We start from the raw sequence: 16,198 nt of genomic DNA on the forward strand, positions 1-16,198 counted from the left end.
TTTGGCCCTTTTCTTTCCGTCATTTAAGAAACACCGTGGCTACACCACCAAGAAAATCGATGATGCAGGTGTTTCAGCAGGGGTTGCACTGTTGGGGGTTGTCCCGTGACCTGCTCCACGAGTTCTGGTGAGTGGAATTCTTGCCCGCGACAGTAGATCTCGTGTTGCAGCCACTCCTTAAGTGCCGAAAACACACCACGTTCAATTTGAGGGGATAGCGGCCCGACCCGCTCTTCGGCAGCCTCCATAATTTGGGCGGCGTAGATATTGCCCAGCGTGTACGTGGGGAAGTAGCCGAACGCCCCGCTTGGCCAATGGATGTCCTGCAGCACGCCCTCTCGATCAGAACTCGGAACAATTCCCAAAAGATTTTTCATCCCTTGATTCCAAGCTCCCGGGAGATCGTTCACCTCTAGCTCACCGGCAATTAGCGCCCGTTCCAATTCCCAGCGCAAGAGCACGTGAAGGTTGTAGGTAAGCTCGTCGGCCTCAGTCCGCACAGGTGTTGGCCCGGCTTCATTGACATCCACTAGGACGGCATCCAGCGTAGCCCCCTTGAGCCCTGGGACGAGCCTCGACCCGTGGGGCAGTAGAAAGCGCCAAAAGGCCTCGGACCGACCGACAAAGTTCTCCCACAGGCGAGATTGCGATTCATGGACGCCTAAGGAGCACGCACTACCCCGCGGGAGCCCATGCGCTTGCGGGTCGAGCCCTTGCTCGTACAGCGCGTGACCGAGTTCGTGAAGCGTTGAAAACAGCCCAACCCGCAAGTCACCTTCGTCGTACCTTGTGGTGATCCGGTAATCCCGTCCGATGGAAATGGAGAACGGATGAGCCGATTCGTCCATGCGCCCTCGGCGAAAATCGAAACCCAACTGTTCCGCGATAAAGCGATTGAACATTCGCTGCGCGGGTATGGGGAAGGAGCCGCGGAGAACCGACGGACGTCGACGCTTTCTCTTCTGCAGTTCCGCGAGGGCTGCAGCCAGGCGCAGCAGCGGCTGCCGCAATTCCTCGAACAGTCGTTGGAGAAGGTGCTCGGATACGCCGGGTTCGTACTCCTCGAGCAACGCTTGGTAGGGAGCTTCGTTAGAGAGAACCTGGGCATACTCTCTTTCGAGCTTGAGGACCTCTGCGAGGTGAGGCGCGAGGATCTCGAAGCGGCTCTGCTCTTTGGCTTTGCCCCAGGCTGCTCGTGCGCGCGCTTGTGCGTTAGCCCGGGCAGCCTGCAGTTCCCGGGGAACTTTCCGGAGCCGGTCCAAGCGCCACTTGGTTTCCCGCACGTCGACCGATTCCCCTGGTTCCAGGTCATGGGTCCTCGTAGCGAGTTCGTCCACGAGCTCTAAGAATCTGGGATCGGTTCGTTTCTCGTGAATGATTTCGGCGAGTGCGGCCATTTGTTCCGCGCGTTCCTCCTCGGCTCCCGAGGGCATGTAGGTGGCTTGATCCCATTCGAGCAGTTTGAGGCTCTCCTCTAACCGCGCGAGCTCGCGAAGTAGGGTCACGAGCTGAGAATATGCTTCCTTCGGGTGCAGGCCATTTTTCATCGGGATTTGCGGATACGGAATCAGTCAATACACTCAAGCGCCTGTGGAGTTCGATGCTGCGCGTCGACTTAGGTGCTCCTCGGCAAGGAACAGGGCAACGGCTGATTTCGCGTCAACAATTTCTCCGCGCACAATCATGGCGACGGCCTCACGCAAAGGGACACGTGTGCAGGTGATGACCTCGTCGTGTTCTAACCGCTGCTCGGCGGGCGCAAGGTCTTCGGCCAGATAGAGAAAGATTTTCTCATCTGTGAACCCGGGAGTTGTGAAAATCCAGCCGAGGAGGGTAAGCTTCGCTGCTCTCAGGCCGGCTTCTTCCTCTAGTTCTCTTAGTGCACAGACAGCCGGGTCTTCACCATCGAGCTTGCCTGCCGGGACCTCCCAAATGAATCCACCAGCAGCATGGCGGTATTGTCGTATGAGAGTAACGTCCCCGTTTCGGTGAAGCGGCACGACAGCGGCAGCTCCAGGGTGATGGATCACCTCTAAGGTCACCGTGTTGCCGTTCGGTAAATGTGCCTCTTCGAGAAAGAGATGGACGACCTTGCCGCGAAAGACGCATGTCTTCGGATCGCTCATGGCTAGTGAAACACCGTCTTATGCGCCTCACTCGAGACGCATGCAAGCCTGCTGGGCAACCCGCCGGCGCTAGCGTCAAATAACCGAGCCCGCGGGTACGACGGCGTTTTTCGGAACAATCACGATCCCGTCCCGAATAAAGAAGTTCGCACCGTCGAAATGTTGGAGTCGCGCCTCGTTCACGATCCGGGTTCCAGCGCCGATCCGAGCATTTTTATCGATGATCGCGTTTTCGATGACACAGTGTTCCCCGACACCGAGAGGAACTTGACCGACGGGACCATCTTCGTAGTAGTCTGCACCCATCATCACAACTCGGCGCAGCTCGGCTCCCCGGCGGATGATGCTTCGAATCCCGATGACGCATTGGTCAAGCTTGGCTGCGTCGATGCGGCTGCCCTCGCAAACAATACTCTGGCGTAACTCGCATGCCTCGATCTTCGATCCCGGGAGAAAGCGTGGGCGGGTGTAAATGGGGCGTTCCTCGTCAAACAAGTTGATGGGGGGATGTTCCGATGCCAACTCGAGATTGGCGGAGTAAAACGTGCGGATCGTCCCAATGTCTTCCCAGTAGCCAGGGAAGAAAAACGCGCGCACAAAGTAATTTTGGATGGCAAACGGGATGACCTCCTTTCCGAAGTCGACCCGTCGTTGGTCTTCGAGGCACTCGACCAACACGCGAGGCTTGAACAGGTAAATACCCATGGAGGCTAAGTACCGGCGGTCAGTGGGCATCCCTCGTTGGCGAAGCTCTTCTTCCGCCACAGCCAAGCGTTGCAACACGTGCGTATCGCGCGGCTTCTCGACGAAGTCCACGATGCGGCCCGTGCGGTCGGCTTGCAGGATCCCGAATTCGGTGGCGTCTCGTTCGGTGACGGGGGTGGCTGCAATCGTGATATCGGCACCGGTGCGCGTATGCTGCTCCAGCACCGACTGAAAGTCCATCACATAGAGTTGATCGCCGGAAAGAATGAGAATGTGCTCGACGCCATGCCGTAAAAAGCGATGAAGTTGTTTGCGCACGGCATCAGCCGTACCCTGGTACCAGTCCATGCTGAGTTCGGTTTGTTCCGCGGCAAGGATTTCAACAAATCCGGCGGTGAAAGGATCGAACCGGTAGGTGCGCGAGACGTGGCGGTTGAGCGATGCCGACTGAAATTGGGAGAGCACGAAGATCTGCCTGAGCCCCGAGTTAATGCAGTTGCTGATGGGAACGTCCACGAGGCGATACTTTCCCGCCAAAGGAACAGCCGGTTTACTCCGCCATTGCGTGAGTGGATAGAGTCGCGTTCCGCGACCACCTCCGAGAACGACGGCGATCACTTCCTTCACGTCGCGCGAGACTACCGCAAGTCGTCGAACCCGTCTACCGGGTCGCCTCCCGGCCTTGCTTGTACGCCTTCGGTGCTGTTCGTGCTGAGCCGGAGGCGACCGGCTTTGAGGTTCAGCGCGAAGCCTCCGCCAGGGCACCCTGGCGGTCGAGCAATGGGCGCAGGATTGGGCTCGGAGTGGCCACGCTCGTCAGCCAAAGTTGATGGATTGCCCTTGTGGCTCCTACGTGAAGGAGGCGACGCGCAGCTGGCGTGTCGGGATAAAAGGTGGAATTGACTTCGACCAAGATAACGTAATCGAACTCGAGTCCTTTTACCTGGTCCACTTCCGTGACCTCGACGCCGGGAGCGAAAGAGAAATTCTCTTGTTCTACACGGTGGACCCGCGGCACTTCACAGGTTTTAAGACCCTCGTAGTAGAGAGTGCTGACTTGAGGGTCTGGGGTCAGCAGCGCCACGGATGCAAGGGGCTCGCGGTAGGCGAGCTCTCGAAGTACCTCAGCGAGAAAGTTCACGCAGGCGCCGTGGTCCGTGAACCGAAAGAATTCTACCGGTGGACCTGTTCGCGTCGTTTGCGGGGGAGAGATCTCCTCCCGCACCGGTCCTAGGACTTCATTGGCAAAGAACGCAATTTCTCGTGAGCAGCGGTAGCTGATCTCCAGAGTGTTCACCTCCACACCCTCGAGTCCCAGATCACGAAACAGTTGAGCCCATGAGGTAAAACCGCCCTCGAGGAGTATATGTTGCTGCGTGTCGCCGGCGAGCGTTACACTCTGGTGCTCGTCGAGGCAGGCAAGGAGAACGCGAACCTCCAGCGGCGCAAAGTCCTGCACCTCGTCGATCACAAGGTGGCGATAAAGCAGTGGATGCCCGCCTGGGCCGGGGAGCGGCCCTAGACGCTTCTGCCAGAGGAACAGAAGCAGTGGGTAGTCTTCTGGATCCAGTTCCGCGTCGGAGGAGAACTCACGTTCAGCCCAAGCGATCACCTCGCGGCACCGTTCCCTGCACCAATCCACGGCTGCCTGAAGCTCGGCTTCGGTGAAAGCGAGAGGTGCGAATTCGTCGAACACCTGTTTCAACAGCGGACCGTGGCTAAGGATACTTGCCCAATCGTCCAGCACTTGCTCAGGGATGTTGCTTGCCTGCTCGCGTGCCAGGTGACGCTCTACGGCGACTAACAGGGCTGGGTGTAGTTTCAGGCGCTGGACCACTGCCGGAGTGAGCTCACGTGTTTTTCGCGGCAGCTTGGGGAAAAGGCGTCGCACCTGTTCCGCGGCCCAGTCTGCGAACGTGTGCACTTGCACATGGTGGACCCCTAAGGCCGGTAGAACGTGGCTCACATAGTCACGCAATCCTTTGGAAAAGACCACGACCAGGGTTTTGGGCGAGTCAATCGTCTTATCCTCGTACGCCAAGTACGCGATGCGGTGCAAAGCCACGGTGGTTTTTCCTGAGCCCGCAGTGCCCCGAATCACGAGAAATCCGGTGGACGACCGAGTGATCAGCTCAAACTGTTTAGAATCGATGAGGCCGGCAATATCGGGCAAATGCTTGTCGGCTCGCATCACGAGCCCGCGAGAATCGGTGCCGAGCCGGCGTGAAGTTTGTTCCTCCGCCCCGTACGCGCGCAGTGCCGAGACCTGGCCACCAGCAAGGCGCGGCCGCGAGCGCGTAATCTTGCGCCAGCGGTCGCTGCCAGGGTTCTCCCGGACGAAAATGCCCTCGGGAGCCTCGACGCGTTGGAGCGCGCGGTCGCGGATGGTCACCGTGCGCCGCACGACCACTGTGCCGACGACGTTGCGTCCGGCGATTTCCTCTTCGTACTCGTCTCCCTGTTGGTAGCGGTAGAAAATCTTCGAGATCGGAGCGTGCCGCCAGTCTACAATACGCACATCCTTGTGGAGCTTGGTGGCCTTTCCCAGCAGGATGTCCCGCTCCGTGCCGTTTTCGCGAAGCCGCATGTGGCCGAAGTAGGGAGAAGAGGGATCGATCTGGGGTGCGGAGCGAGACGCGCGAATTTGCTGGAGCAACGCATTCTGTCGATCCCACTGCTGCAAGAGCGCAGCATGGTCCTCTGCCTTTTCTCCCTCCTGCAACATTTCACGGAGTCGCTCGAGTTCGGCAACCAAAGCCGCTTCCGACGGGCCATCGGATTGCGGTTCTGCGAGGACCCGATTCACTCGCTCCAAGATGTCGAGTTCTTCCTGAACGATCGCTGCGGGCACAGTAACTAGCTATCCTATCGGTTCCGCTGCCACCGCTACAAGACGGCCATCGGTGTTACTTGGGGGTGAGGAGAGGAGGTTTCCGGTTCGAACTGTGGCAGACGCACAGCTCATGCGGGCGCACGGCGCAGGTTCGTGAGCTCAACGGAGTGGGCGCGCCCTCCGGGGTTTTAGGGGGACCACTTTGCGGGACAACGAGGATTTCACCACTGTTTTAGGCTTCGCTTCTTCGCGAACCTGCCCATGCCCTCGGCGAGCCTGGCGGTGCTTTTCGAGCCAGTCGAAAATCTTCGGGTACACGTCGATGGGGGCGTGAAGGCCGAGGATCAAATCGGCGTGTGCGTAATCGTTCGACGCACCGGTTTTCTTGCCGATGACCAAGAAGGTTTTGTCCTTCGACGCGATGCGCTCGTAGACGAGGCGCAGGTCTTCGACCGGCGTGAGACCGTCTCGGCTTCCCGCGATGATGAGGATTGGAGTGGTAATACGCTCGAGGTGCTCCGCGAAATCGAACATCCCGTAACGGTCGGTCATGGCACGCAACTCGTACCAGCGAGCAAACTCGCGCAGCAACGATGCGGGAATATCGTCGACCGCGGTAAGCATGAGCTTCCTAAAGAGCGAGACGGTCGCATTCCCTTCATGCCAGCCGAGCTCATGGATCTGACGCGCGAGCAACCGCGCTAACACTGGAGCGAGCGGCGCAGCGACACGCGCCAAAGTTCCTATAGGCACGCGGTCTGGGAAATAGCGCAGCAACCCTCGGTAAGGCAGCCCGACGTCTAAGATCGGATGGCCGACCTGGCTCATAGCTGGTGACCCGAGCGTGACCGCGCTCGCGATTTTCTCTGCCATCGGGGTCATCAGCAGTGCGTAAGCAATCATGCCGCCCATCGAGTGTCCAACCCAGTGCACGCGGGAAGCACGAGTTTCCCGGAGCACCACTCGGAGGAGAGCGGGAGCGTCGTGGTAAACGTAGTCCTCAAACGACCAACGGTAGTGCTTGCCGTTCCACCAGTTCGGCTTCATTGAACGACCGGCACCACGAAGCTCCACAACCCAGACGTCGTACCCCTTGCCCAGTAAGTAGCGAGCCAGTGACAGCGACCCAGGACCATCCATATCCCATCGGTTGGAAGACATTCCGTGACAGAGAACAACCGGTGTCCGGTGCGTTTTGCCCGTTGGTTCGTAGCGGTGCAGAGCCAATCTCCAGCCGTCTTTAGTGCGCGCCCAGTACAATCGAGGCTGCGCCTCACGGTCTCGTGCAAACCAGGCATCAATAAGTCGCTGCATAGAGGCCCATTACCGTATGACAGGTTGGAAGGATAGCAGGCCTTGTGATCCGGACGATGGCAAGCCTCCGCCTTACCGAGGCGATCGAAGACAAAGTCTCGGCCCATCCGCGAGAGCTGGATCTACTGTTTGGCTAAGGTGGGCAGAGCTGGGCTGAGCCGGGCATGTGGACGGGCGCTGGGGGTGGTGAGCGAGGGCTCGGTCGCCCGTCCGCTGCACGCCTTTCAGGCAGCCGTTTGCCCTAGCAGGTTTGGCTGCGGCCACTCTGGCCAGACAATGTGAGAGGTGAGCTGAGACGTCGGGATGTACACAGAACCCGGTTTGCGGAAAGAGCCAGGAGGGAAAACTAAGTACCCACCTGTTGGCAGGCACACAACATGGAGCCAATCCAGACGCGTGATTCTCACGTGGTAGTACCGGGTGTGCGATTCGGGGCCGTTGCTTGCGGGGCGAGCCCGGAGCGGTTGGTGGAAAGCGACAGGCACACCATTGACCAGGGGTCGTCGTCGAGGCCGAACAACCACGTCCCAACCCCGCTTCCGCGCCTCGACTAGAAACTTGACCACTTTCTTGCCACCCCGTCGTCGGGCGATCAGCGCTGACCATCCTTCTCGTTCTTGGCGCTGAGCAGCGCGAAGGTTGGCCGCGATGGCTCGGATCCGACGCCGTAAGGCCTCGAGTTCGGGGCACTTACGGAGCTGGACATGAATGCACTGCCGGGAAACGCCGAGTCGTTCAGCGATTTGTGCTAGGGAGAGCCCCTCTCGCACGAGTTGGGCGAGGACCTCCTGACGCTCCGGGGAAATTCCGGGAGGACGTCCGCGCCGACGCTTTCGGAGGACGCGGATTGGTGCCCCACCGCGGGCCCAACCGCTTCCTGGATCCAAATCCCACACGATCTGTCCCGCTCGCCCGTCGTCCATAGTGCGTGGAACAAACCGCAAGTCTCGCGCCAACACGCGGGGAAAGAATTACGACGGCAAAATGCGACCGCTCGAGGGCCCTACAGCGTGAAAACTTCGACGATGTTGTGCGATTCGGCACGGATTTGTGCACGGCCGAGATTCGGAGATGGTTGCATCCCTGATGGGGAGCCATTAATCACGGGGAAGCTTTGGAGAGGTGCGTGAGTGGACGAAACGGCACGCCTGGAGAGCGTGTGTACCCAAAAGGTACCGTGGGTTCGAATCCCACCCTCTCCGCTTATTTGGGAGGTGGAATCGGCCCTGCGAACTGGAGATCCGCGACGGCAGCGAGCTTTCGGGACATCTTCCCTCACGCTTCTGCTTGTGCGATACAGCGGCTCACCACTCGCGGAGATGGGTAGAGGTGATAGCTAGGTCCCACGCAAGAGGCGGATCGAGAACCCCGTCAGGTCCGGAAGGAAGCAGCGGTATCGGTTTCGTCTCTGTGCCGTGGGGAAACCTAGCTATCATCCCTGCCCGTCATGTGGGCCTGAGCACTAGGCACAGGCCGGTGGAGCCAGGCTTCTCTGGTCAGCGAGCACGTAGGTATTGCGCGTGAGTTACCTTGTCCTGGCGCGGCGTTGGCGCCCGCAAACGTTTGCAGAAATCGTTGGGCAAGAACACGTGACCCGCACGCTCCAGAACGCGATTCGTGCTGGTCGCGTCGCGCACGCGTTCTTGTTTACCGGCGTGCGCGGTGTGGGCAAAACCACAGCAGCACGGGTGTTGGCGAAGGCTCTCAACTGTGAGCATGGCCCAGCCCCCGAGCCGTGTAACGCCTGTGTGCACTGCCAGGAAATTGCAAATGGCAGCTCCCTTGATGTCGTGGAGGTGGACGGTGCCTCTAACACCGGAGTCGACGACGTTCGCGCAATCATTGAAAACGTTCGCTATCACCCAGCGAAGTGCCGCTTTAAGATTTACATCGTCGACGAGGTGCATATGCTGTCCACCAGTGCCTTCAACGCCCTGTTGAAGACACTCGAAGAGCCGCCGGCGCACGTAAAGTTTATTTTTGCCACGACGGATCCCCACAAGGTTCCGGCCACAATTCAGTCTCGCTGCCAGCGATACGACTTCAAGCGGCTGCCGTTGCGGCTCGTGGTTCGGCACTTGGCTGAAATCGCGGCACGCGAAGGTCTGCAGCTTTCGGAGAAGGCCCTGTTCCTGCTCGCGCGTGAAAGCGAAGGCAGCATGCGAGATGCACAGTCCCTCCTGGACCAAGTGATTGCATTCGGTGGCTCCATCATTGCGGATGAAGAAATTCTCGACGTTCTCGGCTTGGCTGACCGTTCGTTTGTCGTGGAGCTTGCCGCAGCGCTCCTGGAGAGGGACGCACGCAAGGTGCTCGAAGTGGTGGAGCAGGTGCACACCCGGGGGTACGACCTCCGCCGCTTCGTGCGGGACTGTGTAGAACACTTTCGGAACGTCGCCGTCGTGCAGGCCGGTGCTGCGGACCTGTTGCAGGAAGAAATGCCAGCGGAGGAGCTGGATCATGTGCGCACCCAAGCGCAAACGGCGTCGTTTCTGGACGTGGAGAGAATTTTCCGGACGCTTCTACATGCTGAAGGGGAACTTGGTCGGAACCCGGTGCCGAAGCTTTGCCTGGAGGTTTACCTATTACGCCTCGCTATGACCGAGCCGCTCACGACTTTAGCGAGCCTGAGCGAGCAATTGCTCCGGCTTAGTCAAGGTCCGGCGAGCAGTGGAACGTATCAGGGCCAGTTGGAGCCCACCGCGGCGCGTTCCTCTCGCTCGTCGGCACCCATTGCTGTTGCATCCGAAAATGTTGCTGTACCGCCGAAGGGTGCGGCACAGGGGCAAGCGGATCGAGTGCGGCCTGAGCCTCCCACGTCCGCTCGTGCTGGGAGCGAAGATTCGCCAGCAGCAGCGAATGGCGAGGAGAGTTGGGCAGCGTTCCTCCGTTTTGTCGAGAAACGGAAGCGCTTCATTGCGGCACACTTGGAGTCGGCGCTCCAAGTTGACTTCGGGTCTGATTCGGTGCGCATTGTCGTGCCGGGTGGAATCCACCATCAATACTTAACCCATGGCAGCCGTAAGGAGGAGCTCAACGCATTGGCGTCGGAGTTCTTCGGCCGCCGCTTCACGGTGCAGGTGGAAACGAGGTCGTCCGCGGAGGTGAACGGCAAAAAGAATGCAGGGGATACCCGCATTGACTTGCGCCGCCAGGTCCTCGAATACCCGACGGTGCGCCGAACCATGGAAATTCTAGGTGCCGAAGTGCGGGAAGTCAGGCCACGGAAAGCGGGACAAGAGAAGGGTCAGTCGTGATGGTTAAGGGGATTGGCAGCATCGGTGATTTGTTTTCGCAAGCGCAGGAACTGCAGCAGCGGCTGGCGAAGGTACAGGAAGAAGTTGCGAATCTCGTCGTCGAGGCATCCGCCGGTGGCGGCATGCTTACGGTGCAGATGAACGGAAAATTGGAGGTCACGCAGGTCCGGATCGATCCACAGGTGGTCAGCTCTGGAGACATCGAAATGTTGGAAGATCTGGTTAAAGCTGCCGTGAATCAAGCAGTTCGTAAGGCACAGCAGGCGGTTGCCGACGAGATGCGCAAGGTTACTGGTGGATTGAAGATCCCGGGTCTCTCTTTTTAAGAGCGATTCAGCGTCGCTCAAACGTTTCCCCGCAAGTATGGCAGCACTACCTCCACCCTTGGAAGAAGCAATTCGAGCACTGACCAAACTCCCGGGCGTCGGTGAGAAGACGGCGATGCGGCTCACGTTCCACCTGTTACGCGTGGAAGCTGACGAGGTAGAGCGGTTGGCGTACGCACTCTTGGATCTGCGCCGATCAACCCGACTGTGTTCCCAGTGCCTGGGCTTCACCAGCGAGGATCCTTGCCACCTTTGTCGAGATCCGGGGCGCGACACCTCACTCCTTTGTGTGGTCGAGCGTCCGGCAGATGTCGTTGCTGTGGAACGGTCGGGCGGGTTTAGGGGGAGATACCATGTGCTGCATGGCGCACTCTCACCTCTCGACGGCATTGGTCCGGAGCAACTGCGGGTGCGAGAGCTGATCGCGCGACTGCAGCATGGTGTGGTTCGTGAAGTGATTTTGGCCTGCAACCCTACCGCCGAAGGTGAAGCAACGGCACTGTACCTGGCAAAGCTGATTAAGCCGTTGGGTGTCCGCGTGAGCCGAATTGCTCACGGCCTGCCGATGGGTGCAGACGTCGAATACGCCGACGGGGTTACCCTGAGTAAGGCGATCGAGGGGCGGCGAGAGCTTTAACCGACGGAACGGGCTGGTTGCTTCGGCGGTTTAAGCCATGAACGTTCGCCTTGACTTTGGCCGCAGGGGAATCGACGTCGAATTGCCGGTAGGGCTGGATGTGACAGTTACCCAAGGGCAACGACGCCCCCGGGTGGCCGACCCCACGGGGGCGGTGCTTCATGCCTTGGAGCAGCCGATCGGAACACCCCCGTTAGCGCAGCTTGCCCACGGTCGGAAGCGAGCAGTTGTGGTTATTTCTGATAAAACTCGGCCAATACCCTACCGCACGGTGCTGCCGCCGATTCTGGACACGTTGAATCGCGCGGGTCTTGGTCCAGGCGAAGTGGAAATCCTCGTGGCGACTGGTTTGCACCGGCCGAACACGGCGGATGAACTGGTAGAAATGCTCGGCGAAGATGTGCTGCGCTCCTACCGGGTGCGGAATCACGTCGCCCGGAACCAAGACGAGCACGCCTTTGTAGGGTCGACGAAACGTGGAACAGAGATTTGGATCGACCGCGGGTATTTAAACGCTGACCTGCGTATTTTGACGGGCTTAATCGAACCACACCTGATGGCAGGCTACTCTGGGGGCCGAAAGGCGGTGTGTCCTGGGATTGCCGGGGTTCGCACGATCCGGGCGGTGCACGGGCCGAAAATGCTCGAAGGGTGGGTGGGCCCAGGGATCATTGAGGGAAACCCGTTTCACGAAGAAATGTTGGAAGTCGTGAAGCTCACGGGAGCGGACTTCCTCTGTGACGTCACCATCGACCGCAACCGGTGCGTGACTGGCGTGTTTGCTGGTGACGTGGTGGCTGCGCATGCTCGCGGCGTGCGGGCGGTGGAAGAGCAAACCTTGGTTGCGGTGGCGGAACCGGCGGACGTCGTTCTGGTGTCCGCAGGCGGATACCCACTCGATCAAACCTTGTACCAGTCAATCAAAGGGCTAGTGGCGGCGCTCAACGTCGTGCGCCCAGGTGGGGCGATCGTGCTGGTTGCCGAACTGGCAGAAGGCGCCGGGAGCGAGGAGTTTGTTGGTCTGCTCCAGTCTGTACAGTCGCCCGGCGAATTCATGCATCGGGTTTGGCAGCCCGACTTTTTCACCTTCGATCAGTGGATGGTCCAACATTTGTGCCAGGTGCTGCGAAAGGCGTCGGTCTGGATCGCGGCCCCAAAGCCAGTGTTGCAGTTCCGGGAGGGTTTTGCCGTCCAATGGGCTCCGACCCCTGAGGCCGCAATCGATGCAGCTTTGAGACACGTAGGTGGCAAGCACCTGCTGGTCATTCCCGATGGGCCGTACACCCTGGCGACTGTAAGGGGCCGGAAACTTGCGCTGAGCGGCGCTGGGGCTGAAGCGCACCTGTGAGGGGTTGCGACGCCTCGGCGGGTTAGTGGGGGTAAGCTTGAGATAGATGGATCCTTGCCGACCTACAATCGGTGCACGAGGAATCGTCGCAGAGAAGGGCGAATGGATCGTGCTCTAGAACCGAGTGCGCGAGTTGTAGCAGGTAGCGTAGAGGGATCTTTCGCAACGAAGCGTGGCTCAAAGGAACGCACTGAATCTTCTCGAGGCTAAGCAGCGCCTCGAGCTTGTCGAATCCGCGGCTGCAGCCTGGGAAGTTGTCGATCACCACCCGCTCGACGTGGGCTCCTGCGTTAATTCGCAGGGCCGTGCGTCGCCGAACCGAGGGAGAGATCCTCGGCTCTAAAGCCAGTTGAAGGGCGACCACGTCCGTGAGGTTCGAGCCGAGGAGGACCACCGATCCGCGATACAAATTCAGCTTTTTGATCGGACCCAAGGGGTTGTTGTCGCGATGGGTGGAAAGAAGTTCGCGCGAAAGTGGACCGACAGCGAGAAACGAGTGTGTAGGATGTGGGCTGCGCAGCACACCGGAGAAGTGCCGCAGCGCCTCGGCCACCGGCTCGTCGACTGGCAGGTCGAGTGAGAACGGCACCGGGGGAAGGCTGTCCTCACGGCGGTCGTAATGAATCGGAGGCACGATCGTGTGCGGAGTAAACGCCGGTATCAGGACGGTGCCTGTGCCGACGGCTTCGATGATCAGCTCACCGACGAGGGCTCCAGCGTTCGCTTCTTGAAAACCGAGTTTGTCCAGCCGGGCGTGAACAATGACGTTCTCCCCCGCCAGGTTGAGCATATGGAGATAACGGCGCAGTTCCTCGCGAGTCATGGAGTTGGGTGAGGTGGCGACAGGCGACGTCCGAGGGCGTAAATCTCGCGCAGAGCATCAATTGCCGCTCGGGGTTCGAGGGATTGCAGCCCCGCTGCGGGCCCGAGGTGAAGATCAGGGAATTCGTAATTGTGTAGGATTCGCTCAATCTTCACGCTGAGGTCGTCGCACCGGTTTTTGGCTACCGGGCTAATCACGCCCAAGTATAATTGTTGGCTGGCACCAACTTCAGGAATTAGATCCAAGAGGTTTGGGCTCATGACAACGTCGACACCGATAATGTCGGTCGGTAGGGAGTGGAGTTGGGCATACATTTCCTCCGTCTCGGCGCCCCAGGTGGAGACGAGCAGGGTTGCGTGTTCCCGGCTGTCCCAAAATGGTTGCAGTAAGTCTCGCAACAAGCGGACCGCGTCAGGCATCCGCAAGATGGCCGGCTCGTCGAGTTGAATCCACTTCGCCCCCGCAGCGACGAGCGCGGTGAACTCGGGTAGAAGAGCAGTTGCCCAGGCCTCTGCGAGCGATTCTCGGTCGTGGTAGGGGCTTCGGGCATAATCGCTGAGAAGTGCAAGCGTGAGGGGGCCGGGCAGAACTGCTTTCACCGGGCGTTCGGTTTCCGACTGCGCGGCACGCCACCGTTCCACGGCCGCAGCGGCTTGGTAATGGAGATGGTCTCGGACCACCGGCGTTGGAACGCTGAAACTGGCGCCAAAGTAGTCCGCAGGTGTGCCGGGCTCGACGCCACCCACACACTCAATGGCCAGCCACACCGGGTCCCGCGCAGAGTAAAAGCCATCGGTCACGATCGTACAGCCAGCTTCCTCTTGAGCGCGGATGACATCGGCAAGCGAGGAAGCCGTTTCCGGCGGCAACGTGCTGTGGTTGTGTATGAAGATCATCGCTGCTGTCCTTCCGGCACCAGTATCACCGCCGCAAGCGGGGGCAAAGTCAAGCAGACGGAATACGGCAGCCCGTGCGAAGGTTCAGCGCGGGCAATCACGCCTCCATTGTTGCCGACGTTGCTTCCTCCGTAGTAGGTCGAGTCGCTGTTCAACAGCTCCCGCCAGAAGCCACCGCAAGGCACGCCGATGCGGAATTCGTTGCGGGGAACAGGCGTGAAATTGCAAACGACAAGCGCCCACTCGTCTTGGTTGCTGCGCCGCAGGTAGCTCAGGGTACTCTGTTCACTGTCTTGGCAATCTACCCAACGGAAGCCCTCCGGCGCACAATCCAGCTCATACAACGCGGGGAGCTGGCGGTAGAGGCGATTGAGGTCCCGTACTAGGCGCTGCACCCCTCGGTGGAAATCGTAGCGCAGTAGGTGCCAATCGACGCTGCCCGCGTAATCCCACTCCCGCCATTGGCCAATGTCGGTTCCCATGAAAAGCAGCTTCTTTCCTGGCTGCGTGTATTGGTAAGTCAATAAGAGCCGCAAGTTGGCGAACTTCTGCCATTCATCTCCAGGCATTCGGCCGAGCACCGATCCCTTGCCATGCACGACTTCGTCGTGTGACAGGGGCAAGACGAAGTTTTCCGTGAACGCGTACAACATCCGGAACGTGAGGTCGCTGTGATGATACTTGCGGTAAATCGGGTCTCTGGCAATGTAGCGCAACGTGTCGTTCATCCAGCCGAGATCCCACTTGAACCCGAAGCCCAGGCCGCCGAGATACGTCGGGCGTGACACCATCGGCCACGATGTCGATTCCTCCGCGATGGTTGTCGCTCCGGGGTTCAGCGCGTAGATCCGCTCATTGCAGTGACGCAAAAACTCAACTGCTTCGAGATTCTCGCGGCCACCATATCGGTTGGGGATCCACTCACCGTGACGCCGCGAGTAGTCGAGATACAACATGCTGGCGACGGCGTCGAACCGCAGTCCATCCAAGTGATACACCTCGAACCAAAACAAGGCGCTGCTTAGGAGGAAGTTCCGCACCTCCCAACGCCCGTAGTTAAAAATCAATGTGCCCCAGTCTGGGTGGGCTCCGAGTCTGGGGTCGGCGTGTTCGTAAAGGTGTGTCCCGTCGAAGTAGGCAAGACCGTGTTCGTCGCGGGGGAAGTGCCCGGGTACCCAGTCTACGATGACTCCAATACCGTTTTGGTGGAGAGCGTCCACCAGGTACATGAAGTCTTGCGGTGTACCGTAGCGGCTCGTCGGAGCAAAATAGCCAGTGGTTTGGTATCCCCAGGAGGCATCGAGCGGATGCTCGGTCACCGGGAGGAACTCTACGTGCGTGTAGCCCATTCCCAAAATGTACTCGACGAGCTGTTCCGCCAATTCCCGGTAGCTGAGCCAACGGTTTCCCTCGTCTGGTACTCGTTTCCACGAGCCTAAATGAACTTCGTAAATCGCCACCGGGGAGCGTAACCAGTCGGTGTTTGCCCGACGCTCAAGCCAGTCCTGATCGCCCCATGAGTAGTTGCCGAGATGCCATACGCGCGAGGCTGTTCCAGGACGCAACTCAGCGTAAAAGGCGTATGGGTCGGCCTTGGCCGCCTTGTAAGAGTTTACCTTGGCCTCAACCCAGTACTTGTACAGGGCCCCTTGTTGTACCCCGGGGACGAAGAGTTCCCAGATCCCGGCCTCCGGGCGGAATCGCATCGGATGAACGTTGGGGTCCCAAGCATTGAAGTCCCCGATCACGGAAACGCGCCGCGCATTTGGGGCCACTACCGCGAAGTACACTCCAGGTTGGCCACCAAACTCGGTGATGTGCGCTCCGAGTTTTTCCCAGCTTCGCTCGTGCCGACCTTCGGCGAGCAAGTGGAGATCGAATTCTGTGAGGAGACTCCCCGCAGTCGCCATGAGCTTGCTCCAGTTTCACGGAG

12 protein-coding genes, 1 tRNA gene and 1 other RNA gene are annotated in these 16,198 nt (G+C 59.5%); 6 read left to right on the forward strand and 8 right to left on the reverse strand.

Going from position 1 to position 16,198, the window contains the following annotated elements; all coding sequences use genetic code 11:
- Positions 1-23: 23 nt before the first annotated feature.
- The 5 genes from N3C12_09550 to N3C12_09570 form a co-directional block, all read right to left on the reverse strand.
- Positions 24-1,547, reverse strand: a complete 1,524-nt coding sequence (locus tag N3C12_09550; protein ID MCX8072683.1) for a carboxypeptidase M32 — start codon at positions 1,545-1,547, stop codon at positions 24-26.
- Between the two features lie 33 nt (positions 1,548-1,580).
- A complete protein-coding gene (locus N3C12_09555; GenBank protein MCX8072684.1) occupies positions 1,581-2,126 on the reverse strand; it encodes an NUDIX hydrolase in 546 nt (181 codons plus the stop codon).
- Between the two features lie 75 nt (positions 2,127-2,201).
- Positions 2,202-3,458 (reverse strand): glucose-1-phosphate adenylyltransferase, encoded by a 1,257-nt coding sequence (locus N3C12_09560; GenBank protein ID MCX8072685.1) that lies wholly within the window; start codon positions 3,456-3,458, stop codon positions 2,202-2,204.
- Positions 3,459-3,570: 112 nt separating this feature from the next.
- Positions 3,571-5,682, reverse strand: a complete 2,112-nt coding sequence (locus N3C12_09565) for an ATP-binding domain-containing protein (GenBank protein ID MCX8072686.1) — start codon at positions 5,680-5,682, stop codon at positions 3,571-3,573.
- Between the two features lie 141 nt (positions 5,683-5,823).
- Positions 5,824-6,978 carry a lysophospholipase gene (locus tag N3C12_09570; protein ID MCX8072687.1) on the reverse strand — a complete coding sequence of 385 codons (1,155 nt, stop codon included), beginning with the start codon at positions 6,976-6,978 and terminating at the stop codon, positions 5,824-5,826.
- A gap of 1,116 nt (positions 6,979-8,094) precedes the next feature.
- On the opposite strand from N3C12_09570, the gene N3C12_09575 reads away from it, so the two are divergent.
- The 6 genes from N3C12_09575 (at position 8,095) to larA (ending at position 12,546) form a co-directional block, all read left to right on the forward strand.
- A tRNA-Ser gene (locus tag N3C12_09575) sits at positions 8,095-8,180 on the forward strand.
- A gap of 132 nt (positions 8,181-8,312) precedes the next feature.
- An RNA gene (gene ffs, locus N3C12_09580) (signal recognition particle sRNA small type) lies at positions 8,313-8,412 on the forward strand.
- Between the two features lie 86 nt (positions 8,413-8,498).
- Complete coding sequence (gene dnaX / locus N3C12_09585) at positions 8,499-10,235, forward strand: DNA polymerase III subunit gamma/tau (GenBank protein MCX8072688.1); 1,737 nt, start codon at positions 8,499-8,501, stop codon at positions 10,233-10,235.
- Entirely contained in the window at positions 10,235-10,561 is a 327-nt protein-coding gene (locus tag N3C12_09590) for a YbaB/EbfC family nucleoid-associated protein (protein MCX8072689.1), read from the forward strand. Before dnaX ends, N3C12_09590 begins: the two co-directional genes overlap by 1 nt.
- Positions 10,562-10,598: 37 nt before the next feature.
- Positions 10,599-11,198, forward strand: a complete 600-nt coding sequence (gene recR / locus N3C12_09595; protein ID MCX8072690.1) for a recombination mediator RecR — start codon at positions 10,599-10,601, stop codon at positions 11,196-11,198.
- 37 nt (positions 11,199-11,235) lie between these two features.
- Positions 11,236-12,546: a nickel-dependent lactate racemase gene (gene larA, locus N3C12_09600; protein ID MCX8072691.1), complete on the forward strand. Its 1,311-nt coding sequence runs from the start codon at positions 11,236-11,238 to the stop codon at positions 12,544-12,546.
- 22 nt (positions 12,547-12,568) lie between these two features.
- Here the strand turns inward: larA and N3C12_09605 are convergent, their stop codons facing one another.
- Genes N3C12_09605 through glgB form a run of 3 tightly spaced genes read right to left on the reverse strand, consistent with a single transcriptional unit; the run spans position 12,569 to position 16,175 of the window.
- On the reverse strand, positions 12,569-13,369 hold the full coding sequence (locus N3C12_09605) for an AAC(3) family N-acetyltransferase (GenBank protein MCX8072692.1): 801 nt from the start codon (positions 13,367-13,369) through the stop codon (positions 12,569-12,571).
- Positions 13,366-14,265, reverse strand: a complete 900-nt coding sequence (locus tag N3C12_09610) for a hypothetical protein (protein MCX8072693.1) — start codon at positions 14,263-14,265, stop codon at positions 13,366-13,368. Before N3C12_09610 ends, N3C12_09605 begins: the two co-directional genes overlap by 4 nt.
- Complete coding sequence (gene glgB, locus N3C12_09615; protein ID MCX8072694.1) at positions 14,262-16,175, reverse strand: 1,4-alpha-glucan branching protein GlgB; 1,914 nt, start codon at positions 16,173-16,175, stop codon at positions 14,262-14,264. The genes N3C12_09610 and glgB overlap by 4 nt, the downstream gene beginning before the upstream one ends.
- Positions 16,176-16,198 lie beyond the last annotated feature (23 nt).

This window comes from Candidatus Binatia bacterium (genome assembly GCA_026415395.1).
Taxonomy (GTDB): Bacteria; Desulfobacterota; Binatia; order HRBIN30; family HRBIN30; genus HRBIN30.

Bases quoted from the DNA above. Each gene is read 5' to 3' on its own strand.
- N3C12_09550 (MCX8072683.1), bottom strand. From the start codon at position 1,547: ATGAAAAATGGCCTGCACCCGAAGGAAGCATATTCTCAGCTCGTGACC.
- N3C12_09555 (MCX8072684.1), bottom strand. From the start codon at position 2,126: ATGAGCGATCCGAAGACATGCGTCTTTCGCGGCAAGGTCGTCCATCTC.
- N3C12_09570 (MCX8072687.1), bottom strand. From the start codon at position 6,978: ATGCAGCGACTTATTGATGCCTGGTTTGCACGAGACCGTGAGGCGCAG.
- N3C12_09590 (MCX8072689.1), top strand. From the start codon at position 10,235: ATGGTTAAGGGGATTGGCAGCATCGGTGATTTGTTTTCGCAAGCGCAG.
- recR (MCX8072690.1), top strand. From the start codon at position 10,599: ATGGCAGCACTACCTCCACCCTTGGAAGAAGCAATTCGAGCACTGACC.
- larA (MCX8072691.1), top strand. From the start codon at position 11,236: ATGAACGTTCGCCTTGACTTTGGCCGCAGGGGAATCGACGTCGAATTG.
- N3C12_09605 (MCX8072692.1), bottom strand. From the start codon at position 13,369: ATGACTCGCGAGGAACTGCGCCGTTATCTCCATATGCTCAACCTGGCG.
- N3C12_09610 (MCX8072693.1), bottom strand. From the start codon at position 14,265: ATGATCTTCATACACAACCACAGCACGTTGCCGCCGGAAACGGCTTCC.
- glgB (MCX8072694.1), bottom strand. From the start codon at position 16,175: ATGGCGACTGCGGGGAGTCTCCTCACAGAATTCGATCTCCACTTGCTC.